The 25,199-nt window shown below is 29.2% G+C and carries 23 protein-coding genes; 19 read left to right on the forward strand and 4 right to left on the reverse strand.

Annotated features, from left to right (window positions below):
* Positions 1-53: 53 nt before the first annotated feature.
* Positions 54-437 carry an MORN repeat-containing protein gene (locus tag HMPREF3045_RS04220; protein ID WP_070737185.1) on the forward strand — a complete coding sequence of 128 codons (384 nt, stop codon included), beginning with the start codon at positions 54-56 and terminating at the stop codon, positions 435-437.
* Positions 427-2,217, forward strand: coding sequence for an acyltransferase family protein (locus tag HMPREF3045_RS04225; RefSeq protein WP_070737186.1), 1,791 nt, complete (start codon positions 427-429; stop codon positions 2,215-2,217). The genes HMPREF3045_RS04220 and HMPREF3045_RS04225 overlap by 11 nt, the downstream gene beginning before the upstream one ends.
* A 625-nt stretch (positions 2,218-2,842) precedes the next feature.
* Here HMPREF3045_RS04225 and HMPREF3045_RS04230 read toward each other — a convergent pair.
* Positions 2,843-3,118, reverse strand: a complete 276-nt coding sequence (locus HMPREF3045_RS04230) for a hypothetical protein (protein ID WP_019119033.1) — start codon at positions 3,116-3,118, stop codon at positions 2,843-2,845.
* A 144-nt stretch (positions 3,119-3,262) separates the two neighbouring features.
* On the opposite strand from HMPREF3045_RS04230, the gene HMPREF3045_RS04235 reads away from it, so the two are divergent.
* The 15 genes from HMPREF3045_RS04235 to HMPREF3045_RS04305 all read left to right on the forward strand — a co-directional run bounded on the left by HMPREF3045_RS04235 (position 3,263) and on the right by HMPREF3045_RS04305 (position 19,573).
* On the forward strand, positions 3,263-4,498 hold the full coding sequence (locus tag HMPREF3045_RS04235; protein ID WP_070737187.1) for a putative DNA modification/repair radical SAM protein: 1,236 nt from the start codon (positions 3,263-3,265) through the stop codon (positions 4,496-4,498).
* A gap of 3 nt (positions 4,499-4,501) precedes the next feature.
* Complete coding sequence (locus HMPREF3045_RS04240) at positions 4,502-5,233, forward strand: TIGR03915 family putative DNA repair protein (protein WP_070737188.1); 732 nt, start codon at positions 4,502-4,504, stop codon at positions 5,231-5,233.
* Between the two features lie 189 nt (positions 5,234-5,422).
* Positions 5,423-5,677, forward strand: a complete 255-nt coding sequence (locus tag HMPREF3045_RS04245; RefSeq protein ID WP_070737189.1) for an ion transporter — start codon at positions 5,423-5,425, stop codon at positions 5,675-5,677.
* Between the two features lie 8 nt (positions 5,678-5,685).
* Positions 5,686-5,949, forward strand: coding sequence for a hypothetical protein (locus HMPREF3045_RS04250; RefSeq protein WP_070605586.1), 264 nt, complete (start codon positions 5,686-5,688; stop codon positions 5,947-5,949).
* Positions 5,950-6,569: 620 nt separating this feature from the next.
* Positions 6,570-7,931: an ABC transporter substrate-binding protein gene (locus HMPREF3045_RS04255; RefSeq protein ID WP_070737190.1), complete on the forward strand. Its 1,362-nt coding sequence runs from the start codon at positions 6,570-6,572 to the stop codon at positions 7,929-7,931.
* A 143-nt stretch (positions 7,932-8,074) separates the two neighbouring features.
* Entirely contained in the window at positions 8,075-8,920 is an 846-nt protein-coding gene (locus HMPREF3045_RS04260) for a carbohydrate ABC transporter permease (RefSeq protein WP_070737191.1), read from the forward strand.
* Positions 8,920-9,756, forward strand: a complete 837-nt coding sequence (locus HMPREF3045_RS04265; RefSeq protein WP_004839659.1) for a carbohydrate ABC transporter permease — start codon at positions 8,920-8,922, stop codon at positions 9,754-9,756. The genes HMPREF3045_RS04260 and HMPREF3045_RS04265 overlap by 1 nt, the downstream gene beginning before the upstream one ends.
* Positions 9,757-9,760: 4 nt before the next feature.
* Positions 9,761-10,804 (forward strand): LacI family DNA-binding transcriptional regulator, encoded by a 1,044-nt coding sequence (locus HMPREF3045_RS04270; protein ID WP_070737192.1) that lies wholly within the window; start codon positions 9,761-9,763, stop codon positions 10,802-10,804.
* Positions 10,801-12,261, forward strand: a complete 1,461-nt coding sequence (malQ, locus tag HMPREF3045_RS04275) for a 4-alpha-glucanotransferase (protein ID WP_070737193.1) — start codon at positions 10,801-10,803, stop codon at positions 12,259-12,261. The genes HMPREF3045_RS04270 and malQ overlap by 4 nt, the downstream gene beginning before the upstream one ends.
* A gap of 51 nt (positions 12,262-12,312) precedes the next feature.
* Positions 12,313-13,425: an ABC transporter ATP-binding protein gene (locus tag HMPREF3045_RS04280; RefSeq protein WP_070737194.1), complete on the forward strand. Its 1,113-nt coding sequence runs from the start codon at positions 12,313-12,315 to the stop codon at positions 13,423-13,425.
* 400 nt (positions 13,426-13,825) lie between these two features.
* Positions 13,826-14,602 (forward strand): dimethylarginine dimethylaminohydrolase family protein, encoded by a 777-nt coding sequence (locus HMPREF3045_RS04285; RefSeq protein ID WP_070737195.1) that lies wholly within the window; start codon positions 13,826-13,828, stop codon positions 14,600-14,602.
* Positions 14,603-14,685: 83 nt separating this feature from the next.
* Positions 14,686-16,140 carry an amino acid permease gene (locus HMPREF3045_RS04290; RefSeq protein WP_070737196.1) on the forward strand — a complete coding sequence of 485 codons (1,455 nt, stop codon included), beginning with the start codon at positions 14,686-14,688 and terminating at the stop codon, positions 16,138-16,140.
* 26 nt (positions 16,141-16,166) lie between these two features.
* Positions 16,167-17,246 (forward strand): alanine racemase, encoded by a 1,080-nt coding sequence (locus tag HMPREF3045_RS04295; protein ID WP_070737197.1) that lies wholly within the window; start codon positions 16,167-16,169, stop codon positions 17,244-17,246.
* 9 nt (positions 17,247-17,255) lie between these two features.
* Positions 17,256-18,035 carry a dimethylarginine dimethylaminohydrolase family protein gene (locus HMPREF3045_RS04300; RefSeq protein WP_070737198.1) on the forward strand — a complete coding sequence of 260 codons (780 nt, stop codon included), beginning with the start codon at positions 17,256-17,258 and terminating at the stop codon, positions 18,033-18,035.
* A gap of 176 nt (positions 18,036-18,211) precedes the next feature.
* Positions 18,212-19,573, forward strand: a complete 1,362-nt coding sequence (locus HMPREF3045_RS04305) for an MATE family efflux transporter (RefSeq protein WP_070737199.1) — start codon at positions 18,212-18,214, stop codon at positions 19,571-19,573.
* Positions 19,574-19,628: 55 nt separating this feature from the next.
* Here HMPREF3045_RS04305 and HMPREF3045_RS04310 read toward each other — a convergent pair whose 3' ends face one another.
* On the reverse strand, positions 19,629-20,282 hold the full coding sequence (locus HMPREF3045_RS04310; protein ID WP_070737200.1) for an HAD family hydrolase: 654 nt from the start codon (positions 20,280-20,282) through the stop codon (positions 19,629-19,631).
* Positions 20,283-20,302: 20 nt separating this feature from the next.
* On the reverse strand, positions 20,303-20,842 hold the full coding sequence (locus HMPREF3045_RS04315) for a GNAT family N-acetyltransferase (protein ID WP_070737201.1): 540 nt from the start codon (positions 20,840-20,842) through the stop codon (positions 20,303-20,305).
* Positions 20,843-20,962: 120 nt separating this feature from the next.
* On the opposite strand from HMPREF3045_RS04315, the gene HMPREF3045_RS04320 reads away from it, so the two are divergent.
* Positions 20,963-21,496, forward strand: coding sequence for a chromate transporter (locus tag HMPREF3045_RS04320; protein WP_070737202.1), 534 nt, complete (start codon positions 20,963-20,965; stop codon positions 21,494-21,496).
* Entirely contained in the window at positions 21,489-22,049 is a 561-nt protein-coding gene (locus tag HMPREF3045_RS04325; protein WP_070737203.1) for a chromate transporter, read from the forward strand. The genes HMPREF3045_RS04320 and HMPREF3045_RS04325 overlap by 8 nt, the downstream gene beginning before the upstream one ends.
* Positions 22,050-22,359: 310 nt before the next feature.
* Here HMPREF3045_RS04325 and HMPREF3045_RS04330 read toward each other — a convergent pair whose 3' ends face one another.
* Positions 22,360-25,035 carry a cation-translocating P-type ATPase gene (locus HMPREF3045_RS04330; protein ID WP_070737204.1) on the reverse strand — a complete coding sequence of 892 codons (2,676 nt, stop codon included), beginning with the start codon at positions 25,033-25,035 and terminating at the stop codon, positions 22,360-22,362.
* Between the last annotated feature and the right edge of the window lie 164 nt (positions 25,036-25,199).

Consider the following 25,199-nt stretch of genomic DNA (forward strand, 5'->3'; position numbering starts at 1 on the left):
ATTAAAAAATTAGATAATTTGATATAATGAATTTAAAAATATAAGGAGAAAAAATGGATAGAAAAGAATTCAATTCACAATTAGGAAGACTTATTGGATTTTTAATTTTAATTTCATTTGTATATATTTTATTTTTAAAAATACCAAGAAAAGTTTCAAATTATAAGGTGAATGAGGAAATTTTTTATGAGGGAAAAATTGTAAAAAATAAATTTGAAGGAAAAGGAGAACTCAAAACTTCTGATGGAAAATATATTGGAGATTTTAAAGAAGGCAGATTTAACGGTAATGGTAAATTTGTAAATCAAGATTATACCTATATTTGTGATTTTGACAAAGAAAAGGGAAATAAGGATATTAAAATTAAGCTAAAAGATGGAAGCGTATATAAAAAAGAAGGAAAAACCTGGAAGATGGTAGAAGATAATGAGAATTAAGGGATTGGACTACATAAGATTATTGGGAATATTTTTGGTGGTATTTTATCATCTTTTTACAAGTTTTATCCCAGGAGGATTCTTGGGAGTAAATGTTCTTTTTGTCTTGTCAGGATTTTTGATAAGTTTTCACTTGCTTGACGAAATATACGGTGGAGATGATATTGATTTAAAAAAGTTTTATTATAAAAGATTTGTAAGAATTTTCCCACCACTTCTTTTGATGATTTTTTTAACAAATATATCTGCATTTTTTATAAACAAGGATTTTACAGTAGGATATTTTGACCAATTTATTTCCGCCCTTTCCTTTAATTACAATATTTTTGAAATAATTAGGGGAGGATCATACGAGGGACAATTTATAAAAAGTTTATTTATGCCAACATGGTCATTGGCTATAGAAGTCCATTTTTATATATTATGGCCATTGTTTTTATCATTTCTTTATAGAAAATACAAGGACAAAGATCACTTCAAAAAAAGATTTTCAACAGCCTTGATGAAAATATCTTTGATTCTTTATTTATTTTCATATTTGTTGATGATAATTCTTGTATTGAAAGATAAAAAATTAATATCCTTTGTATACTTTTTTGATCTAAGTCGAATGGGTTCCTTCGTTTTAGGATCATTTCTAGCTTGTTTTGTAAAAAGATTTTCTTACAAAAAAATTCCAAACCTAAAACCAACCATAGGATTTTCATTATTTTTGCTAATAATTTCATTTTTATTTTCATATAATAATAAACTTACCTATTGTTTGGGATTTTTGCTTTCTGATTTAACTACAATAATTTTAATAATTATTGCATATTCCAACAAAGATTTAAAAGAAAGAAAAATAATACAAAATTTATCAGCCTATTCATATAGCATATTCCTTTTTCACTGGCCAGTTTATGTAATAGTTACAAGTTTTACAAAAAAATGGTGGGCTTTTTTAATAATTTTAATTATAACAAGTCTTTTAGTTTTATTTAATTACTACGTATTTGAGACTTTATTTAATAAAGATGAATTTGAAATTGACCTTAAAGTTTTTGGAAAGAAGAAATTTTCCTATGATAAATATAAAATATTTATCCAAAGTCTTATAGGAATAATCTTAGTCTTTACAATTTTTTCGGGATATTTTATAGATCAAAAGTCAGATAATATGATAGATATAGAAAAAACGATCTATGAAAAATCAATAGGGCAGGACATTGATAAGATAAAACGTGACAAAGAAAGCCTAGATAGGCAAATAAAAAAAGAAATTGAAGCAAAAAAATCGGCTCCAATTACAGTAATAGCAGACAGCGTACTTTTGGGAAACAGGGAATTTTTACAAGAAAATATAGAAAATTTATATGTAGATGCAGAAGGAAACAGATCCCTTGATTCAGCAAGTAAAATTATAAAACAGATGCAAAAAGAAGGAACACTCGGCTCAACTCTTGTAATAGCCCTTGGAACAAACTCAATAAAAGATCCTGAAGAAAGCCTTGAAGAAATAATAAAAACACTACCAAAAAACCATAAACTAATATTAGTAACATGTTTTGACGATCGCTTCAAACACCCTCACAAAACAACAAAAGTCATGAAAGAATTAGGAAAAAAATATGATTTCATAACAATAATGGATTGGGAAAAAGAAGCTATGGCCCACCCAGAATATTACAAAGGCACAGACGGAGTTCATTTTTACAGAGAAAAAGAGGCAAATGATGCATATTTAAAATTATTACAAAAAGCAATAGGCGAATCGATAAAAAATAAGGGGAAAAAATAAATTTTTATTTAAAAATTTCAAAAAAATTAAAAAATTTTAAAAAAATGTTTAGAATTGATTTCACTGGGTATTATTATAATAACAGAAGATAAAATCTTCTGATAGTCCACTAGCATGGATAATAAAAATGCTTAAGTTTATAGTGATATATGAGATTTAAAGCTATAAATGTATTTAGACTATAAAAATTTAAATGGATTTAAAATCTGAAATCTTATATTATAAAACTTTATAATAGTGAAGCTTTATTTAAAAAAAGAAAATAATATAGGTTTTCGTGGAAAAAGTGGTGGAAATTAATTGTTAAAGTAGAGCCATCTGACATTTTTCTAAAAGATTTGTTTATAGGATAAATAGAAAAAAAGCAAGCTAACAATTGAATAGATAAAGATTTTGTTAGGAGGAAGTTTTCCCATAAAATAAAAAAATATACAAAAACTGTCAATGTGCTAAGATATTTAATATATAAATATAGAAATATGAAAAAAGAAAGGACATAAGAGTGATTGAACCAAAAATAGAATCCTGTGCTAGTGGACATATAAAATAAATCGACTTTAAATTGTAAAGAAAGTTTAAAGTCGATTTTTTTGTGTTTATTTTTAATCTTTTATTTCATTTTAAATTATTTGATTTTTTTCCTATACATTAATTGATTTACCAAGAACAAAAAGGAAATTATAAAAAGATTTGTAAAGGAATCTGGACTTGATTTTTTACTTATCAATGAAAAAAATATTTCTAGAACTAGGTAGATTGTAAAGGCTATAAGGGTGTGGATTGATGTGTAATTAAAAATTTCGGCATCTCTTTTGTCGCCAAATTTGTATTTTGTTAAAAGTAGGATGTTTACAACCAAGCTTGCAAGTAAAATTATTATTATTAATAGATTTGTTTTCATAATATATTCCTTTCTTTTTTGCTTTATCTTTATAATAGGTTAAAAAATATTTTGTGTCAAATAGCTTATTGAAGATATTTTCTTGAAAGTTTTAAAAAAATCTTATATAATAATAAGACATTAAGAGTCTAAAAGGAGTAGGCTATGGATACTTTAGAAAAATTGAAAATTTTGACGGATGCTGCCAAGTATGATGTGTCTTGTTCTTCATCGGGTTCTAGTAGAAAAAATTCTTCAAAAGGATTGGGCAATGGGCATCTTGCTGGGATTTGTCATTCGTGGAGTGAGGATGGCAGATGTATTTCTCTTTTAAAAATTTTATTTACTAATAAGTGCATTTACGATTGTGAATATTGTATTAATAGGTCATCAAATGTCACAAAGAGAGCGGAATTTTCTCCAAGAGAAGTTGCTGATTTGACTATTAATTTTTACAAGAGAAATTATATTGAGGGTTTATTTTTATCATCTGGAGTTATAAAAAATCCAAATTATACAATGGAGCTTTTGATTAAAACCGCTGATATTTTGAGAAATGAATATCATTACAATGGCTATATTCACATGAAATCAATACCGGGCGCTGATTCTGATTTGGTTAAAAAAATGGGACTTTTGGTTGATAGGATGAGTGTGAATGTGGAACTTCCTCTAGAAAAATCTCTAAAAATTCTAGCTCCTCAAAAATCTATAAAGGCAATCGAATCTTCTATGGATTTTGCCAATAAAAAAATTGTCCAAAGGAAAAATGAGATTAAATTATACAAGCATACTCCAAAATTTCTTCCGGCAGGACAAACAACCCAAATGATTATAGGAGCAGATGAGGAAAGTGATTTTGACATTGTAAGTAGGGCGGAAAATTTGTATGACGATTATTCATTAAAAAGGGTTTTTTATTCAGCTTTTGTTCCAGTTGTAAAAAGTGAATTTACAAAAGATATAAAAAAAGCTCCACTTTTGAGAGAACATAGACTCTATCAAGCTGATTGGCTTTTGAGGTTTTATGGTTTTAAATCTTCTGATTTATTAAATGAGAAAAATAAAAATTTTGATTTAAGAATAGATCCCAAAACAGATTGGGCGATAAATAATATTTCGAAGTTTCCGATGGAAATCAACAAGGCGAGCTTTTATGATTTAATTAAAATTCCAGGAATTGGAATAACTTCTGCAAGAAAAGTTGTAAATGCAAGAAAATACAGAAAACTTGAATATTGGCATTTGAAAGCCTTAAATATTTCTGTAAAAAAAGCCAGAAATTTTATAACTGTAAATGGCAAGTATCAAGGTTTAAAAGTCAAAGACCAAAAAGATTTAAAAGAGAGGATGAGCCTTTCTGATCCAAAATCTTTTGAGCAATTATCATTTTTTGGGTGAAATATGAAAATTATAGTTTATGACGGAACTTTTGAAGGATTCTTGACGGTAATTTTTACATCATACAAGGAAAATTTTAAAGTAAAAATAGAAAGTGAAAAAGACCAAATTTCTTTTCTTGACCAAAAATATATAAAAACAAATTTTGAAAAAGCAAAAAGAGTTGAAGATTCCATAAAGAAAAATATTTCCAAAGAATTTTATTATGATATAAAAATAGCCTTTAAATCAGATTATAAAAATAAGGACACGATAATTGCAAGATTAATAAAACTTTCTTTTTTAAAGGGAGAAAAAATTATAAAATCAACCAACAAATACGCCATAGCATTTAATAAAATGGTAAAAAATTACAGCAGAGAGGCTCATGCCTTTAAGGGGCTTTTGAGATTTAAGGAAATCCAAGAAGGATTTTTGTTTGCCAAATATGAATCCCACAACGATATTTTAGAAGATTTGTCCAGACATTTTTTACAAAGAATGCCAAAGGAAAAATTTGTAATATACGACAAAAATAGAAACAAGGCTTTTGTATCAATTTATGGAAATTTTGAAGTTGTAGAAATATTAAATCTTGATATAAAAGAAAGTAAGAAGGAAGAATTTTTTCAAAATCTATGGATAGGATTCTACGATGCCATAGCCATAAAAGAAAGAAAAAATAAAAAACTAATGATAGAAAATATGCCAAAAAAATACTGGAAATATTTGCCAGAAAAAAATAGAAAAAAGTAGATAAAGGGGCGCAAGCTCCTTTTTTATTGCAAAAATAAGATATTTAGTTGCTTTGTGTAATTTATTAAAGAAAATAATATAATTATTTTTTAAAATTTATATTATAAAATTGGATTTAATATTTTTTATTGGGGTAAAAATTTAAAAGAGAGAGTAAGTATTTGAGTTTGAAAAATAATAAGGAGAAATATGGAAGATAGGACAAGAAATTTTCAAATTATAGGAGCAAGTCTTTCTTATATTCTTGTCATGATAATATCATGGGTGAAAAATTTAAATACCAGCGGACCAAACGCTATATTTTCGACAATGATCTTATTTGGATTGACTTATAAAACTTTTATAAAAAAAGAAAAACTTAAAAAAAGTGAATTTGTTTTTAGATTTTTAACCATACTTGGTTTTGGCGCTATAATGCTTACAAGTTTTCGCGATTTAATTTAGGAGGAGATATGAAAAGACAAGTTGAAGTACCAATTTTTATTTTGGGAATTGTAATATGGGTTGTTGCAATATTTTTGCCAGTTGATAGTTTGGAATTTGTTTTGGGAAATGGATTAAGGCCGTTAGGACTTGCGACTATATTTATTTGCCCGATTTTGGGAATAATTGGAATGCTTTTTTCTATAAAAAATAGAAATATCATATTATCGTTTTTAAATATTTTTTTAATACTTGCTTTTCCAATTACTATGAGTATTGGATATTATTTTTAATAAATTGTAAAAAGACCTTATGGTTTCGGAGCGTAGACAAACCCTCAAGCACGAATATCTGACTCCAAAAATTGTTGATTTTTAAATTTCAAAATTCTAAAATCGTAAACTCGCTAATGCTCAAACAGTGCGATTTTTGACGGATTTTTAAATTTGAAATCAAATCAATTTTTTCCGTATGATATTCTTAGCATGAGGATTTGTATACTTTGCCGATAGTCTGAGACCTTATGGTCTTTTTTTATTGGATAAAATAATTTGAAGTAAAAGTCTTAGGGAAATCATTATTTTTTTGATTAATATTTTTTATTTTTATAAAAAATTTCATAATTTTTTTGAAAAAATTTTTAAAAAATTTTATTTTTCTTTTTTAGTCTTTGGAATTATAGGATTTTATTTTTTTAAATTTTTTAAATTTTTTCAAAAAAAATCTTGATTTTTATTTTGGAATATGATATAGTGAATTTACGGAAACGATACCGAAAACTGTTTGCTTTAAATTTTTTTTAAATGCAAAGAAATTGAAAAATTCTAAAAAAATATTAATAGAGGGATTTTTAGGGTTTTCTTTTTATAAATGTTTTTGGTTAGTTGGAAAATAAAATGGAGGAATATTTTTTATGAAATTCAAGAAAACGTTATTGACAACTGCTTTAGTGCTTGCATCTTCTCTTGCTCTTACTTCTTGTGGACAAAAAAATGATGCTGATAACAGCAATTCTAATGCAGGAGGCGGAGAAAGTGCAAAGGGTTCTGTTTATTATTTAAACTTTAAACCTGAAGTTGAGGAAGTTTGGAACAAAATCGCAAAAACTTATACTGATGAAACTGGTGTTCCTGTAAAAGTTGTTACTGCTGCAAGTGGTACTTATGAATCTACTTTGAAAGCAGAAATTACTAAAAAGGATGCACCAACTCTTTTCCAAATCAACGGTCCTGTTGGTTACCAAAATTGGAAAGATTACACAAAAGATTTGAAAGATTCTGAACTTTACAAACATCTTATCGACAAAGAACTTGCTGTTAAGGATGGAGAAGGAGTATTTGGTATTCCTTATGTAGTTGAAGGATATGGAATTATCTACAACGATGCAATTTTACAAAAATATATAGGCCTTGACGGTGCAAAAATTAAAAGTGTTGATGAAATTAAAAACTTTGAAAAATTAAAAGAAGTTGCTGAAGATATGCAAGCTAAAAAAGAAGAGCTTGGCATCGATGGAGCTTTTGCTTCTACATCTTTAAAACCAGGTGAAGATTGGAGATGGCAAACTCACTTAGCAAACTTACCAATTTATTATGAATATAAAGATAATAAGGTAAAAGATATGGATGAAGTTAAATTCAAATATGCTGATAATTACAAAAATATTTTTGACCTTTATATTAAAAATTCTACAGTTGATCCAAATGCTTTAACAGGAAAAGCTGTTACAGATTCTATGGCTGAATTTGCTCTTGAAAAAGCTGCTTTTGTTCAAAATGGTAACTGGGCTTGGAGCCAAATTTCTGAAGTTTCTGGAAACAAAGTAAAAGAAGAAAATATTAAATTCTTGCCGATTTATACAGGTGTTAAAGGCGAAGAAAAACAAGGTATCTGTGTTGGTACAGAAAACTTCTTCTCTGTAAATTCACAAGCTAGCAAAGAAGATCAAAAAGCTACAGAAGAATTTTTAACTTGGTTATTTACTTCTGAAAAAGGAAAAGAATTTGTAACAAAAGATTTAGGATTTATTTCACCTTTCGATACATTTGAAGAAAAAGATCAACCATCAGATCCTCTTGCAAAAGAAGTTGTAAAATATATGTCTGACAAAGACTTATACAATATTGATTGGAACTTCACATCATTCCCAAGCCAAGCATTCAAAGATTTCTTTGGACAAGCTCTAGGACAATATGCATCTGGAGAAATGAAATGGGATGAAGTTAAAGATTCTTTTGTAAAAACATGGAAAGATGAAAAAGCTGCTGCAAAATAAAAAAATTAGCAGCCAAAAAAGATTATAGGTTAAATTAATCTATCTTTGAGATAGAAAAAAATAGTCTGAATGTATGTTAGCTTGATTAAAAATCAATCCTGCATTCAGACTTTTTTTAAAACAAATCCATAAAGGAGGTTTTTATGGAAAAAATATTGAAAAAATATTTCCCATTTTTTGTATTACCTACTTTTTTAGTATTTTGTATTGTTTTTATTATTCCTTTTATACTTGGAATCGGACTTTCTTTTACAAAATTCACTACAATTTTTAATTCTGAGTTTGTAGGTTTTCAAAATTATGTAACAGCCTTATCAAGCGGACAAAGATTTGGTAGAGCTTTTGTTTTTACGGTTTTATTTACTATAGTTTGTGTAATTTCTATAAATGTTATAGCCTTTGCTCTAGCTGTTGTTCTTACAAGAAAAATTAGAGGCAAAAATTTATTTAGAACTGTATTTTTTATGCCAAACTTAATCGGTGGAATAGTCCTTGGTTATACTTGGCAAGTTATGATTGATTCATTTTTATTAAAATTTGGACAAACGCTTTTAGCAAATCAAAAATATGGATTTTGGGGCTTGGTAATACTTATGAATTGGCAATTGATTGGTTATATGATGGTAATTTATATAGCAGGTCTTCAAAATGTCCCACCATCACTTATAGAAGCTGCAGAAATTGACGGAGCAAGTAAGTGGCAAACTTTAAAATCTATAACAATTCCAATGGTTATGCCATCAATTACAATTTGTACATTTTTAACACTAACAAACAGTTTCAAATTATACGATCAAAACCTTGCCTTAACAGCAGGTGCACCATTGTATAAGACGGAAATGTTAGCTTTGAATATAGTAGATACTATGTTTTCAAGAAATGGATTTGAAGGAGTTGGACAAGCAAAAGCGGTTATTTTCTTTATTATAGTAGCAGCCATTGCCTATCTTCAAATCAGACTTACCAGAGAAAAAGAGGTGGAACAATAATGAAAGAAAAAACCATAAATGCAATTTTGTTTGTAATAATGTTATTTCTACTTGGGATTTTCCTATTTCCTATTGCCTTTATCCTTATGAATTCCTTTAAAGGAAAATTTTTCATAAGCGATTCTCCTTTTACACTTCCAACAGGAGATACTTTTGCAGGACTTGAAAATTATGTTTCTGGACTTGCAAGAACAGGATTTTTCCAAGCTGCAGGTTGGTCATTTTTTATAACAATAATTTCAGTTTTTGTAGTTGTACTTTTATCAGCAATGACTGCTTATTATTTAACAAGAGTAAAAAATAAATTTACACAAGTGATTTATTACTTGTTTGTATTTTCAATGATAGTACCTTTCCAAATGGTTATGTTTCCAACAATAAAAGTTGCAGACTTTCTACATTTAAATAATCCAATCGGTATGGTTGTTTTATATTTAGGATTTGGAAGTGGGCTTTCAGTATTTATGTTTTCAGGATTTATAAAATCAATACCAATAGAAATCGAAGAAGCATCAATGATAGATGGATGTTCGCCAATAAAACATTTCTTTTATATAATTCTTCCGATTTTAAAACCAACAGCAATTACAGTTGCAATTTTAAATACAATGTGGATTTGGAATGATTATCTTCTTCCATATCTTGTAATAGGAGTAAGTACTCCATACAAAACAATTCCAGTTGTAATTCAAATGCTTGTAGGAAGTAATGGAAACAAAGACTTGGGAGCTATGATGGCTATGCTTGTTCTTAGTATGTTGCCAGTTATAGTATTTTATTTGACAATGCAAAAACACATAGTTAAAGGAGTTGCGGCAGGAGCAATTAAAGGATAAAAAATTGAAAAGAGTAACCATAAAAGACATAGCATCTATGTGTGGGGTAAGTGTGAGCACTGTTTCAAGAGCTATAAATAATGGTGGAGAAATAAGCGATGCCACCAAGCAAAAAATTCTTAAAACCATTGATGATTTAGGCTATGTGCCAAATCAAAATGCAAGAAATTTAAAAATTACAAAAACAAAAACAATAGCAGTTCTCATAAAAGGAATTACAAATCCTTTTTTTACACCAATGTTAAAGGTTCTCGAAGAAGAAATAACAAAAGCAGGTTACACTTTTGCCCTACAAAAAGTAGAAGAACATTTAAGTGAAATTGATATAGCTTATAAAGTTGTAAAGAATTTAAAGCCTGAAGGAATAATATTTTTGGGCGGATATTTTGTAGAAGATAGAAAAAAATTAAATTTTTTGGGAATTCCTTTTACAATGACGACAATAATAAACAAAGATTTAAAAATAAAAAAATCAGCTTGTCTGGGCGTAGATGATTTTGTTCAAAGCAAAAAAATAGTAAATTATTTGATAAGCATTGGGCATAAAAAAATTGCTTTTATAGCGCCAAGAATTGAAGATCAAAGTATAGGAAAGTTAAGGCTTATGGGCTACAAAAAAGCCCTAGAAGAAAATGAGATAGAATTTGATGAAAAATTAATTTTTTATCCAAAAAAGGGAATAAATCCCTATTCCATGGAACATGGATATGAAGTAGGCAAAAAAATTGTGAAAAAAAATATTCCATGCACAGCAATTTTTGCAATATCTGATGTAGTCGCCATGGGAACAATTAAGGCAATAGATGATTTTGGTAAAAAAGTTCCGCAAGATTATTCAGTTGCAGGTTTTGATGGATTGGAAATAAATAAATATTTATTAAAACCAATCACAACCATAGTCCAACCAGCATCAGAAATTGCTTATGAGTCAGTAAAAGATTTATTTAAAATAATAAAGAAAAAACCGTATGAAAAGATAATGGAATTTGATGCTGAATTGTTTGTAGGAAAAACAACAGCACCAATTGTTAGTAAGGAGTTAGAATGAAAAAAGCAGGTATTTTATTACCCCTTCAAAGTCTAAATGGAGAAAATGGGATTGGAGATTTTGGAAAAGCTGCATTTGATTTTATAGATATAATCAAAAAATCAGGATTCGATATGTGGCAAATTTTGCCATTAAATCCCCTAGGATATGGAAATTCTCCCTACCAGCCATATTCCTCTTTTGCTGGAGATGAAATTTATATAAGTTTAGACTTGCTATATGAAGACGGACTGCTTGAAAAAAGGGCTGAAAAAATAGAGCAAAAAGAAAGAATTGACTATAATTTTGTAAGAAAATTTAAAGAAAAATATTTAAAAATTGCCTACGAAAATTTTAAAAAAACTGAAGAAAATCAAACAAAAGCTTACGAAGATTTTTTGAAATTTGATTTTGTGTATAATTATGGCGTTTTTATAACTTTAAAAAAAGAAAATGATTTAAGAAGCTGGAACGAATGGCCAGATGAGATGAAAAATTGGATTGTAGATAAAAAATTCGATTTAACACCTTATGAAGACAAAATCAATTATGAAATTTTTGTTCAATATATTTTTTACAAACAATGGATGAAATTAAAGGCTTATGCAAACGAAAATAATATAAAAATTGTTGGAGATATTCCTTTTTATGTAGGACTTGATAGCCTTGATGTTTGGGAAAATCAACAATATTTTGAAATAACAAAAGATGGCAATCCAAAATTAATTGCAGGTGTTCCACCAGATAATTTTTCAGCTACAGGACAAAGATGGGGCAATCCTATTTATAATTGGGAAAAAATAAAAGAAGATGATTTTTCTTTTTGGATAAATAGACTTGCCTATAACGGAAAACTTTACGATATAGTAAGGCTTGACCATTTTAGAGCCTTTGATACTTATTGGGTAATAGATTCAAAAAATGAAACAGCCATAGAAGGCGAATGGCTTTTTGCACCTGGCTATGAATTGTTTGAAAAAATAAAAAAAGATTTGAAAGATGTAGAATTTATCGCAGAAGATTTAGGCGAAATAAGACCAGAAGTTTTTGAGCTTAGAGATTATTTTAACCTAAAAGGAATGGTAATAATTCAAACAGATATAAGAGCAACTGAAAAAAATTATATATACGCACCAGAAAATTCGATTTGTTATACAGGAACCCATGATAACAAAACGATTATGGATTGGTTTGAAGATTTAAGCGAAGAAGAAAAAGAAAATATAAACAAACTTTTCCAAAAAATCGGCATAAGAAACGAAAATATTTACGATAATTTTTTTGAATTTGCAATCAGATGCGATAGCGAATATGTAATAATTCCTCTACAAGATATTTTGGGCTTGGGCAAAGAAGCAAGAATAAATACACCAGCCACCTTGGATGAAAAAAATTGGTCTTATAAATTCAAATCAATGGAAAAATTAAAAGAAAAAGAAGAATTTTTGAAAGAAATTATAGAAAAAAATAGGAAATAAATTCATAATATTATAATTTACCCTGTAAATTTTAATATTAAAGGAGAAAAAATGGCAAATTTAAGTTTAAAAAATATAAATAAAATTTATGACAACGGCTTTCATGCTGTAAAAGATTTTAATATGGAAATAGAGGACAAGGAGTTTATAATCTTTGTAGGACCATCAGGCTGTGGAAAATCTACGACTCTTAGAATGATAGCAGGGCTTGAAGATATAAGCTCTGGAGAGCTAAAAATTGATGGAAAAGTTGTAAACGACGTCCTACCAAAAGATAGAGATATAGCTATGGTTTTCCAAAATTATGCTCTCTATCCACACATGACAGTTTATGATAATATGGCATTTTCATTAAAAATAAATAAGGTGCCAAAAGATGAAATTGACAAAAAAGTAAAAGAAGCAGCAAAGATTTTGGATATAGAAAATCTATTAAAAAGAAAACCAAAACAATTATCAGGTGGACAAAGACAAAGAGTTGCTATGGGACGTGCTATAGTTAGAAATCCAAAAGTATTTTTGATGGATGAGCCATTAAGTAACCTTGATGCAAAACTTAGAGTTCAAATGAGAATTGAAATTTCAAAATTATATCAAAAATTGGGAACAACAATGATCTATGTAACTCACGATCAAACAGAAGCGATGACTCTTGGAACAAGAATAGTTGTAATGAAAGATGGAGTTGTTCAACAAATTGATACACCACAAAATCTTTACGATCATCCAAAAAATTTATTTGTTGCAAGTTTTATAGGCTCACCACAAATCAATTTGATAGATGTTAAAGCCGTAAAAGAAGGCGAAGAAGTATTCGTAGAAAATGATTATTTAAAATTAAAACTTCCAAAAGAAAAAGCGGACATATTAATCGATAAGGATTATATAGGAAAAAAAGTTGTATTTGGAATAAGACCTGAATCAATTTATGACGAAGAAGACTTTTTAGAAAAAGCAAGCGATGGCTCAATAATAAATGCAAAAATTAGAGTATTTGAGCTAATGGGAGCAGAAGTTTATTTGTATTTTGATTTAGGCGAAGATCAAATAACAGCAAGAGTAAGCCCATCAACCAAGGCAAAAGTTGGAGAAACTACAAAATTCGCCTTTGATATGGAAAAATCATATTTATTTGATCCTGAAACAAAATTAATTATAGAATAGACTTAGATAATAAAACAGATAACATACAATTTAATCTAAATAGTTCTTAAAAATTATTTTAAGAGCTATTTTTTATTATAAAAATTTTCCTGAAAATTAAATTATTTAATAATTATGCAGAACGATTTATAATAAAAAATTGAGAGAAGAATAAATAATAAATATTATCAATAAGGTTCAGTCTTAATAAATTTTCAAAACTTTAAAAATATTAACAGAAAAAAATAATAATGTACACAAACATTTTCACAAGATAAAAATTTCACATGTACTCTTGTTATTACTGCAATAATCTGCTATACTTAAAATTTAATGGGCTTCTTAATGTAAACGAATTCATAAAAATGTGATAAACAATTACTAGAAGATCCAAATATATTTAAATAAAAGGAGAAAATTTATGAGACATTTCAAAAACGTAATTGTACGTATACCAGGTAAAGGCATAAGCGAAGGAATTACTTCAAATCCTGATTTAGGTAAGCCAGTTCATAAAAATGCACTCGTTCAACATGAAAATTATGTAGCTGCTTTGTCAAAATGTGGAGTTAAGGTTAATGTTCTTCCTCCTAACGATGAATTCCCAGATTCATGCTTTATGGAAGATACTGCTTTATGTACAGATAAATGTGCGATTATTTCAAGACCAGGTGCAGAAACTAGAAGAGATGAAACTCAACTAGAGGACTTTAGAAAAATGTTATCATCTTTCTATACAAACGTACACGAAATCAAAGCACCAGGCTTGGTAGAACCTGGTGATATAATGATGGTTGGAGATACTTTCTATGTTGGAAAATCTGCACGTACAAACGACGAAGGTTTCAAACAAATGAAAGAAATTCTAGAAAAATATGGAAAAACAGTTATCCAAGTTCCACTTGAAGAAGTTCTTCACCTTAAAACTGGTGTAAATTATCTAGAAGATAATAACCTTTTAGTTGCTGGAGAATTCGTTGATAACCCACTATTTGAAACATTCAATAAAATAGTAGTTGACGAAGATGAAGCGTATGCTGCAAACTGTATTTGGGTTAACGGTACAGTTATAGTTCCAGAAGGCTATCCAAAAGTACAAGCTGCTGTTGAAAATTTAGGATACAAAGTTCTTGTAGTAGATACTTCTGAATATCGTAAAATTGACGGTGGTTTAAGCTGCTTATCATTACGTTTCTAAAAAAAATAGTAATTTAGATATGTAGGGTAAAATCTTACCCTGCATATCTTTATAAAGTTTTCTTTAATTAAAAGGAGTTAATTATGACAGATAAAAACGATGTAAGCACTAGTTCAAATCAACAGAAAGTTAGTTTGTTAGGTTTAGTTGCTTTAACAGTAACAACAGTAGTAGGAGCTGGTGTATTTAATTTACCAAGAGACTTAGCTAGATCTGTAGCACCAGGCCCATCATTAATAGCTTTGGCTATCGCTAGTGTAGCTTTTGCTATATTTGTATATTGTTTAAAATATTTAAAAGATCATTATCCTCACCTTGATGCCGGTATATTTTCATTCCCTGAAAAAGGATTTGGAAAATTTGTAGGATTTTTATCAGCAACTGGCTATTGGTTATCAATAGTTGTAGGAAATGTTTCCTTGGGTGTTTTAGCTGTAAGTTCCTTAGGTTATTTTATCCCTGTATTTAGAGGTGGAAATAACATAGCATCATTGGTATTATGTTCAATTTTATTATGGGTATTTTATTATATCTGCTGTAGTGGTGCAAAAAATGCTTCACTTGTTAATACAGTTATTTGGATTGCAAAAATGATACCAATAGTTGTACTTATTGCTGCTTTAGCGATATCATTTAATCCTGATATTTTAAGCTCAGGTTTTTGGACAAACGCTTTGAGCGCAGAAAACAACTTGGTTACTGTTAAAAGTCAAATTAATGTAGCTATGGCTTCAACAATTTGGGTTTATGTAGGTATTGAAGGTGCTCTAATTTATTCAGCTCGTGCAAAAAATAAAAGTGATGCATCTAAAGCAATTGTAATATCTTATGTTGTTATTGCTGTAATATATTTATTAATTACCTGGCTAACATTTGCAGTTGTTCCTCAAGCTGAAGTTGCAAAAATGGAAGTTCCTGCTTTAGGAGGCATATTAGAATATGCTGTAGGTAAATGGGGAGCTGTTTTAATGAACTTTGGAATATTCCTATCAGCAGCAGGATGTTGGTTTGGATGTTGTATGTTTACAGGTGAAATTTTAGATGTAGCTGCAAAACACGAAGTTGTACCTAAAATGTTTAGTGAAGAAAATGAACATCACCAACCTGTTAAAGGTTTGTTATTATCAACAGTAATACAACAAGCTTTCTTTGTAACAATAATCATTAATGAATCAATATATAATGTAATGGCTTTATTTGCATCTACAACAATGCTTGTTCCTTACTTCTTCGTAAGTTTAACAATGATAAAACAATCATACATTATAGAGAAAGGATTTAAATTTAGTACTTTCTTAGGAGTTGTTTCAACAGTAGCTATGGCTTACTTAATGTATTCAACAGGATGGCAATATATAATCATTACATCATTATTGTTTGCACCTTGTATGTTGATTTATTATAAAGTTAGAAAAGATAATAATGAGAAGTTCTTGGTTGGAAAAGAACCAATCATGGCAATAGCAATTTTGATTTTAGCTATTATCAGTTTATATCTAATGTTTAATGGAACTATAGATCTTAGAACTATGATATAGTTAAAATGATTATATAAGGAGAAAAAATGTATCCTGAATTAGAAATTGATATAAAAAAATTAAAACACAATGTCAAAAATGTTTTAAAAATAGCAGATGAGAATAATATAGAAATAGTTGGAGTTGTAAAAGCTGTTAATGGAATAAAAGAAATTGTAGAAGTTTTGATAGATTGTGGAATAAAAACAATAGCTTCATCAAGACTATCTCAATTAAAGTTAGCTAAAGAAATAAATCCAGACATTTTAACCTATGATTTAAGAATTCCTATGCTTTCAGAACTTGATGAATTGGTTCAATGTGCAGACATTAGCCTTAATTCAAATCTAGTTGTTCTTGAAAAATTAAATGAGGCTGCAAAAAATCATAATAAGATTCACAACGTTATCTTGATGTTAGAATGCGGAGATTTACGTGAGGGAATATATGATGAAAATGAGATGCTAGAAGTTGCATCAAAAGTAGAAAATGAGTTTGACAAATTACATTTGATGGGAGTTGGTACAAATTTAGGATGTTATGGATCAATTATGCCAACACCAGAGAAAATGAATGAACTTTTAGGCAAAGCAAAACTTATTGAAGAGAAAATTGGAAGAAAATTGGAAGTTGTTTCAGGAGCAGCTAGTACTGCTTTTCCAATGGTTGCTAGGGGAGCTTTGCCAGAAGGTATAACTCAAATGCGTATGGGAGACTGTTTGTATGTAAGTGATTTAGATGAGTGCTTTGAATATGAAATGTTTGAAGAAGATAAAGAAGCTTTTAAGCTAAAAGCTGAAGTTATTGAAGTATATGAAAAGCCTAGTCACCCAATAGGAACAATAGCTGTTGATGCTTTTGGAAATAAAAAAGAATATGTAGACAAAGGTATAAGAAAACGTGCTCTAATTGCTGTAGGAAGACAAGATATAGGTGACTGCATGCACTTACGCCCTTTAGATAAAAAAATAGAAATTATGGGCGGAAGTAGTGATCATACTATTTTGGATATTACTGATTGCGATATAGATTATAAGGTTGGAGATATAGTAGAATTTTATTTAATGTATGAAAACTTATTAATGTCATGTCAATCAGAATATGTAGAGAAAATATTTATTAACTAGGAGGAAAAAATGTTAGAATTTAAAAATGCAATAGTAAGAAAACCTTGTAAAGCAATGATTGAAGGGATTACAACAGGAATGTTCTCTGATGAGGCTCCTATCTATGAAGATTCTTTAAAACAACATGCTGAGTATGTTGAAACTTTAAAAGGATTAGGATTAGATGTTTTAGTTTTGGAACCATTAGAAGAATATCCAGATTCATGCTTTGTTGAAGATCCTGCTGTTGTTATGAAAGAATGTGCAATAGTTACAAACTCCCCAAGAGAATCTCGTAATGGTGAAAAACATGAAATAATTGAACCTCTAAAAAAATATTATAATGATGACCAAATCTTTTACATCGAAGCTCCAGGAACAATGGAAGGTGGAGATGTAATGCTTGTTGGAAAACATTTCTATATTGGACAATCTGAAAGAACAAATGAAGAAGGTGCTAGACAATTTGATGAAATAGTTAAAAAATTTGGTTATACAACATCAACAGTACCAGTAACAGAAGGTCTTCATTTAAAAGATTTTGTTATTTATTTAGAAAATAATAACATGTTATTAAGTGCAAAAATGAACGAAGTTGAAGCTTTCAAAGACTTTAATAGATATGTTGTTGAAAAAGAAGAGTTATATGCTATAAATTCACTGTATATAAACGGAACAGTAATGGTACCAAAGGGATATCCAAAAACTCTTGAACACATTGAATCTTTAGGATATCCAGTAAAAGTTGTAAATACAGATGAATTTAAAAAAATAGACGGAAGTTTAACTTGTTTGTCATTAAGATTCTAAAAAATACAACGAAAAGCTGCAAAATTTTGCAGCTTTTTTTGTTGGGAAAATTTAATTTGATAAACATTGACAGAATAATTTATTTTTCGTAAAATTTAGGAGATTATACTAGTTATTATTTTAGAAATTTTTATATACTTGGTAAAATGATTTAAATTGGATGATAGGGAGGGTCTATGGAAAAAAGAAAGCATATTGATTTAACAAAAGAGAATATCAGAAAATCTTTGATAATTCTATCAATTCCTCTAACTCTTACAGCTTTTGTTCAAATTGCCTACACTTTGGTTGATATGATTTGGATAGGTAGGATTGGTTCAAATGCTGTGGCTGCTGTTGGAGTTTCATATTTTTTGACTTGGATTGGTGAAGCCTTATCTTTGATTGCAAAAATTGGAGGAGGGGTTTATGCAGCTCAGGCTTACGGTAGAAAAGATAAAAAACTTACTTCTTTAATTCTTCAAAATGGATATTTTCAGGGTTTTGTAACTTCAATTGCTTACATAATTTTGATTTTGACTTTCAAAACTTATATTGTCGATTTTTATAAATTGGGAAAGAAAGTTTCTGATTACGCAAATTCTTATATTTCTATTATAGCTTTGGGTTATATCTTTGTGTTTTTAAATCCAATATTTTCCCAATCATTTTATTCGATTGGAGAAAGTATTACTCCTTTTAAAATAAATACAATTGGTTTGGTTTTAAACATAGTTCTTGATCCAATTTTTATTTTTGGTCTTGGACCAATTCCTCAATTAGGAATAAGGGGTGCGGCAATAGCAACTGTTACGGGACAAGCAACTGTATTTTTTATATTTTTATTTGTTATGAAAAGAAAAGTTGGTGTAATAAAAGATTCCCTTGAAAATTTTACACTTTCAACAAAATGGCAAGTGAGAATTTTTAAACTAGGACTTCCCGTTGCTTTTATCAGCGGAATTCACGCTCTAATAACTATGATTTTAAATAAATTAATGGCAAATTTTGGACCAAAACCAGTTGCAGTTTATTCAATAGGAAGTCAGCTCGAATCAATTTCTTGGAAAACAACAGAAGGATGCCAAGTTGTAGTTCAATCATTAATAGCACAAAATTACGGAGCAGGCTTAATGGATAGGGTAAAAAAAGGTGTCAAAGAAAGTCTAAAACTTGTAGGGGCAATTGGAATTATTGCTACAATTATTTTGTTTGCATTTAGAAATTATTTATTTGAAATTTTTGTGCCAGGCGATTTGGAAACAATAAATTTGGGGGCAAAATATTTGGCAATTCTTTCAGCAAGCCAACTTATGATGGCATTAGAAATAGGCTCTACAGGAATTTTCCAAGGCTTGTCAGATACAAGAACGCCATCAGCAATTTCGATAATATTTAATGCAGCAAGAATTCCAATATCAATTTTATTAATACCATATTTTGGCGTTTTGGGAATCTGGCTATCAATGACAATAACATCAATTATAAAAGGACTTCTTTCACTTTTTCTTTTGAAAAAGAAAATGAAAAAGAATTTAAAAGTTATAGATTTTAGATGATTTTTTAAAATAAGAAAAATATTCAAAAAAAGAACCACCGTTTGGTGGTTTTATTTTATAGATTTTTAATTTTTTCCATATCAATATCTTTGATATTATCAATTACCATATCTGCTTGTTTTTTTATTTTGTCCCATTCGTTTTTGTTGTATGGGAAATCTTTTATGCCTACGGTTTTTATTCCAAGTTTTTTGGCAGATTTTACTGCATAAAGGGCATCGTCAAATAAAACTGCGTCTTTTGCATCAATTTTATAATTATCTAGTGCCTTTTGCCAATATTCCTTGTCGCTTTTTTTGTAAGGAAATTTATCTGGAGTCAGGATAAAATCAAATAAATTTATTATGCCAAGTCTTCTTAGGGCATTTTCTAGATGAATTTTGTCAGTTGATGAACAAATACACATATCATAGCCATCGTTTTTTAATTTTTGTAAAATTTCAACAGCTCCGTCTTTTGCTAACAAATGATTTTTGTAGGCATCTGTTATTGTAGAAGAAAAATAATCTAAAACTTCTTTTTCACTTTTGTCTTTGCAGACATTTTCTTTTAGCCATTTTACTGTATCCAAAAATGATAAGGCTTCAATTTTTCCTTTCTCTTCGGTTGTAAGTTTGTAATTATATTCTTTTAAAAGTTTCGCTATTGGTTCTAGCCAAATGTGCATGGAATCAAGGATTGTTCCATCGCAGTCAAAAAATAATTTCATAAAAACTCCTTAAAATTTTCTTATGCAAGCTTTATATTATCTTCAATGTAAGATTTTGGGAAAATTGAAGTTAATAAGTTCATATAATGTTCAAAATTTATAGTTTTATTTAGGCTCATTAGTTCAAGATCAACTCCAAACCATGAAATGTTTATGTCAGTTTGCCTAAAGCCCAAATTTTTGTAAAAATTCTTTCTTTTTTGCCTTTGAACAAGATTACAAGCATCTTCAACGCAAGGTTCAATTTCAATTATTATTGTTTTATTTTCTCTTTCATTCAAAAGTTCTATAGATTTTGAACCAAGACTTAGTCCCCTATAATCGCTTTTTATGGCAAAATAATCAATCAAAAGCGTATTATCGCAATCCGAATCCAAGGTAATAAACATTCCTACAAATTCATCATCAAGCAAAATTGGAATAATTCTTCCCAAAGAATTTTCGCAAACTTTTATAATTTGGTCTAGAGGTTTTCTTTCAGCTTTTGGGAAAGCTTCTATATATAAATTTTTAATTTCTTCTAAGTGTTCTAAATAAGAATTTGATAAAGTTAAATTCATAAATTTCCTTTCATTTTATCAGTCATATTGAATAATCATACTTCAAAAAAGCCTAAAATCAAGACATTTAGCCTGACCTTTGCCTTGTGCTATAATAAAATACAAAGGAGAAATTTAAAAATGAAAATATTATTTGAGCTTTACATAACTTTTTTTAAAATAGGAGCCTTTACCTTTGGGGGAGGCTACGCCATGCTTCCGCTCTTACAAAGAGAATTGGTCGATAAAAGAAAATGGATTACAGAAGAAGAAATTTTAGATTATTACGCAATAGGTCAAACAACTCCAGGAATAATTGCTGTAAATACTTCGACTTTTTGTGGGAGAAAAAGAAAAGGAAATCTTGGAGGAATTGTTGCATCACTTGGTTTTATCACTCCATCAATAATAATAATTACAATAATTGCAAATTTTTTAAAAGAATTTTCACATTTATTAATAATCCAACACGCCTTTGCTGGAATTAGAATTGCAGTTTCAGCTCTAGTTTTAAATACTGTAATAAATATGGTCAAAAAAACTGCTGATACAAAAATAAAAATTTTAATTTTTTTATTAACTTTTATTGCTATAGGAATTTTTTCTATTTCGCCAATTATTATAGTGATTTCTTGCGGAATTTTTGGAATTATTTTTGGAGGCAAATATGCTTAGGTTGATGTGGGAATTTTTAAAAACTGGACTTTTTGCAATTGGAGGAGGAATGGCAACTTTTCCATTTTTGCAAAAAATGGCAGAAAATTATGATTGGTTTACAAGCGAAGAATTATTAGATATGATTGCAGTTTCAGAATCAACACCCGGAGCAATAGGAATAAATGTGGCAAGTTTTGCAGGATATAGAGCCTACGGGATTTTTGGAGCAATCCTTGCAAGCATTTCTTTGATAGCGCCTGCAATAATTATAATTTTAATCATTGCAAAATCTTTGGATAAATTTAAAACATCTCTTACAGTAAAAAATGCTTTTGAATACATAAGACCATCAACAGCAGGACTTATTTTGGGAGCGATGTTAAATGTAATGATAATTTCTTTATTTAATGTAAAATTATATGAAAAAACAGGGAATTTTCTAGATTTATTTCAAATAATCCAACTTGTTTTGTTCCTAGGATTTTTATTTTTATTAAGAAAATACAAAAAAATCCATCCCCTATTAATAATAGGAATGGGCGCTTTGTTTGGAATTATTTTTAAATTGTAAAATTTTTAAAAAGATAAGATAATTTGATATAATTATGGTGTTATCACATCCAATCTGATAACAGAATGGAGGTGCTTACATGAAAGATATATGTTCCTTTATAATTGGCATTTTGACAAATATAATTGGTCATTTTATTTGTAAATGGTTAGATGCCGATGACAAATGTGATAACTAGCCAAATAAAAAAGCAGGAGTTGCCGCTCCTGCTTTTTTAGTCTTACAATGAACTATATGTTCCTTTAGTCATTTTCATTATACTAAAAGTTAAGAAAAAAGCAAGCGGTCTTGCTTTCTTCTTAAAACTATATTATTTTTTTCTCACACTAATTTTGTGAACTTCTCCTAAAATTAATGGTATAAAGGCGAGTGCTAAAATTATTATCCATTGCCAGGTTATTAATTCTAATTCAAATAAATATCTTAATGGTCCTACGTACATTACTATTAAAAGTAGGGCGAATGATAGGATATTTGCTTTTATTAATTGTTTGTTTGAACCTATTCCCAATTCTTTTAGGGTATATTTTGTACTTCTTACAGAAAATGCTCTCAAAAGCTCACTTGTAATTAAGGTTGCAAAAACCATTGTGTGAGCTCCTTCTATATTTCCTGGGAAGATTAATTTTAATCCAATTATATAAGAAATTAAAACTGCAAATGTAATCGCTAGTGATTGAACAATTAGTGAATTTCTCAAATCTCCAGAAATTATTGATTCTTTTGGCTCTCTTGGTTCTCTTTCCATTATATCTTTTTCTCCAGGCTCAACGCCAAGGGCAAGGGCTGGGAAAGCATCTGTTATTAGGTTTAACCAAAGTAATTGAATTGGTGTAAGTGGAGAAGGAAGTCCAAATAAAATTGACAAAAATACAATCAAAACTTCTGCTATGTTACATGAAAGTAAGAATGAAACAAATTTTCTAATATTTGCAAAAATTATTCTTCCTTCTTCGACTGCATTTACAATTGTAGCAAAATTATCGTCAACCAAAATCATATTTGCTGTATCTTTTGCAACGTCAGTTCCTGTAATTCCCATAGAAATTCCTATGTCAGCATTTTTAATTGCTGGAGCATCGTTTACTCCGTCTCCTGTCATGGCAACTATTTCGCCGTTTTCTTGGAGGGCGTTTACAAGTTGCACCTTATTTTGTGGAGATACTCTTGCAAAAACTCTTTTTTCTTTGGCAATTTTTCTAATTTCTTCATCTGTCATATTATTTAATTCTTTTCCTTCAATTGCTTGGTCTTTGGAATCTGCAATTCCCAAATCTCTTGCTATTGCGAAGGCTGTTTCTAAATAATCTCCAGTAATCATTAGGACATCAATTCCTGATGAGTGACATTCTGCTACTGCTTTTTTTGCTTCTGGTCTTGGTGGATCTATCATTCCAGTAAGTCCAACAAATACCATTTCTCTTTCTATATTTTCGCTTGTTAAATCTTCATTTTTTATTGAATCAAATTCTCTAAAGGCGTAAGCCATTACACGAAGAGCTTGTTTGGCAAGATTTTTATTTTCATCCATTGCCTTTTGCTTTAAATCTTCAGTGAAATCTACAATTTCTCCATTTAATAAAATTTTTGAAGAATTTGAAATTATTATATCCGGAGCGCCTTTTGTCATTGCTTTATAATTTTCTTCGACGTTGTGGAAGGTTGTCATCATTTTTCTGTCAGAATCAAAAGGAATTTCTTCAATTCTTGGATGTTTTTTTTCTAAATCCTCTTGAACTATTCCCCATTTTTCAGAAAATGTAAGCATAGCGCCTTCTGTTGGATCTCCAATAATTTTATATTGGTCATTTTCCAAAACCAAATCAGCATCATTACATAAAGTCGAAATTTTCATTAGAAGTTTTATATTTTCTTCATCTTCTATTTTTTCATCGTCAAGTTTTATGTGACCTTTTGGTTCATATCCACTTCCCTCAACTTCATATTCTTTTTCATTTGTCCAAATTTTTGTAATGGTCATCTCATTTTGAGTTAATGTTCCAGTTTTATCTGAACAAATTGCTGTTGTTGCTCCAAGAGTTTCTACAGAAACTAGAGATTTTACAATGGCTTTTCTTTCTGCCATTCTGTTCATTCCGATTGATAAAACTATTGTTACAACCGCTGTAAGTCCTTCAGGAATTGCTGCAACAGCAAGAGAGACTGCCACCATTAAATTGTCTAAAAGTGAATCGCCAGTTCTAAAATATCCAACAACAAATACGATTATACAAACAACAACTACAAGAATTGCCAAAAGTTTTGATAATTTATTTAATTGTCTTTGTAATGGCGTATCCTTATCTTCAACTTGATGAAGGCTTGATGCGATTTTTCCCATTTCTGTGTCAGAACCAGTTTGAGTAACAATTCCTCTTGCGTGTCCGTAAGTTACAATTGTTGATGAGAAAGCAAAATTTTCCCTATCGCCAATTCCCACTTCGCTGTCATAAACTGCTTCAGAATTTTTTTCTGTTGCAACAGATTCTCCAGTAAGAGAAGACTCGTCGATTTTTAGATTTGATGATTCTAATAAACGCATATCAGCTGGAACAATATCTCCAGTTTCAATTACAACTACATCGCCCACAACCAATTCTTCTGCTTTTACTTTTATTTTTTTGCCATCACGAATTACACTTGCTTCGGGCGATGACATTTTTTGCAAGGCCTCAACAGAATCTTCAGCTTTTCCTTCTTGAATAATTGACATAATTGCATTGATAATAACGATAGCAATAATTATAAAACATTCAACTTTATCGCCTGTAAAAGCTGATACAATTGATGCAACTATCAATAAAATTACCATAGGATCAATAATTTGCTCGGCGATTTTTTTGCCAAGAGATTTTTTCTTCTTGGATTCAATTTTATTTGGGCCGTTTTCTTCAAGACGTTTAGCTGCAAGATCTTTTGATAAGCCTCTTAAGCTATCTGAGTCAAGTTTTTTTACAATTTCATTTTTTTGACCTAAATAGTCCATTCCTACCTCCTTAAATTTTTTTATTCTAATTTTTTTTCTATACAAAAAGAAAAGACTAATGGCACATCGCCAAAAGTCTTGCTACCAAGTGGTTTATTCAACCGGGTTAAACCGTAATGACGATTGAATAATTAAGCTACTCCCTCTTGTTGATATAATTATAT

The organism is Anaerococcus sp. HMSC075B03, assembly GCF_001815585.1.
GTDB classification, from domain to species: Bacteria; Bacillota; Clostridia; order Tissierellales; family Peptoniphilaceae; genus Anaerococcus; species Anaerococcus vaginalis.

Coding starts and splice junctions, on each gene's coding strand:
- HMPREF3045_RS04220 (WP_070737185.1), top strand. CDS start 54: ATGGATAGAAAAGAATTCAATTCACAATTAGGAAGACTTATTGGATTT.
- HMPREF3045_RS04225 (WP_070737186.1), top strand. CDS start 427: ATGAGAATTAAGGGATTGGACTACATAAGATTATTGGGAATATTTTTG.
- HMPREF3045_RS04230 (WP_019119033.1), bottom strand. CDS start 3,118: ATGAAAACAAATCTATTAATAATAATAATTTTACTTGCAAGCTTGGTT.
- HMPREF3045_RS04235 (WP_070737187.1), top strand. CDS start 3,263: ATGGATACTTTAGAAAAATTGAAAATTTTGACGGATGCTGCCAAGTAT.
- HMPREF3045_RS04240 (WP_070737188.1), top strand. CDS start 4,502: ATGAAAATTATAGTTTATGACGGAACTTTTGAAGGATTCTTGACGGTA.
- HMPREF3045_RS04245 (WP_070737189.1), top strand. CDS start 5,423: ATGGAAGATAGGACAAGAAATTTTCAAATTATAGGAGCAAGTCTTTCT.
- HMPREF3045_RS04250 (WP_070605586.1), top strand. CDS start 5,686: ATGAAAAGACAAGTTGAAGTACCAATTTTTATTTTGGGAATTGTAATA.
- HMPREF3045_RS04255 (WP_070737190.1), top strand. CDS start 6,570: ATGAAATTCAAGAAAACGTTATTGACAACTGCTTTAGTGCTTGCATCT.
- HMPREF3045_RS04260 (WP_070737191.1), top strand. CDS start 8,075: ATGGAAAAAATATTGAAAAAATATTTCCCATTTTTTGTATTACCTACT.
- HMPREF3045_RS04265 (WP_004839659.1), top strand. CDS start 8,920: ATGAAAGAAAAAACCATAAATGCAATTTTGTTTGTAATAATGTTATTT.
- malQ (WP_070737193.1), top strand. CDS start 10,801: ATGAAAAAAGCAGGTATTTTATTACCCCTTCAAAGTCTAAATGGAGAA.
- HMPREF3045_RS04280 (WP_070737194.1), top strand. CDS start 12,313: ATGGCAAATTTAAGTTTAAAAAATATAAATAAAATTTATGACAACGGC.
- HMPREF3045_RS04285 (WP_070737195.1), top strand. CDS start 13,826: ATGAGACATTTCAAAAACGTAATTGTACGTATACCAGGTAAAGGCATA.
- HMPREF3045_RS04290 (WP_070737196.1), top strand. CDS start 14,686: ATGACAGATAAAAACGATGTAAGCACTAGTTCAAATCAACAGAAAGTT.
- HMPREF3045_RS04295 (WP_070737197.1), top strand. CDS start 16,167: ATGTATCCTGAATTAGAAATTGATATAAAAAAATTAAAACACAATGTC.
- HMPREF3045_RS04300 (WP_070737198.1), top strand. CDS start 17,256: ATGTTAGAATTTAAAAATGCAATAGTAAGAAAACCTTGTAAAGCAATG.
- HMPREF3045_RS04305 (WP_070737199.1), top strand. CDS start 18,212: ATGGAAAAAAGAAAGCATATTGATTTAACAAAAGAGAATATCAGAAAA.
- HMPREF3045_RS04310 (WP_070737200.1), bottom strand. CDS start 20,282: ATGAAATTATTTTTTGACTGCGATGGAACAATCCTTGATTCCATGCAC.
- HMPREF3045_RS04315 (WP_070737201.1), bottom strand. CDS start 20,842: ATGAATTTAACTTTATCAAATTCTTATTTAGAACACTTAGAAGAAATT.
- HMPREF3045_RS04320 (WP_070737202.1), top strand. CDS start 20,963: ATGAAAATATTATTTGAGCTTTACATAACTTTTTTTAAAATAGGAGCC.
- HMPREF3045_RS04325 (WP_070737203.1), top strand. CDS start 21,489: ATGCTTAGGTTGATGTGGGAATTTTTAAAAACTGGACTTTTTGCAATT.
- HMPREF3045_RS04330 (WP_070737204.1), bottom strand. CDS start 25,035: ATGGACTATTTAGGTCAAAAAAATGAAATTGTAAAAAAACTTGACTCA.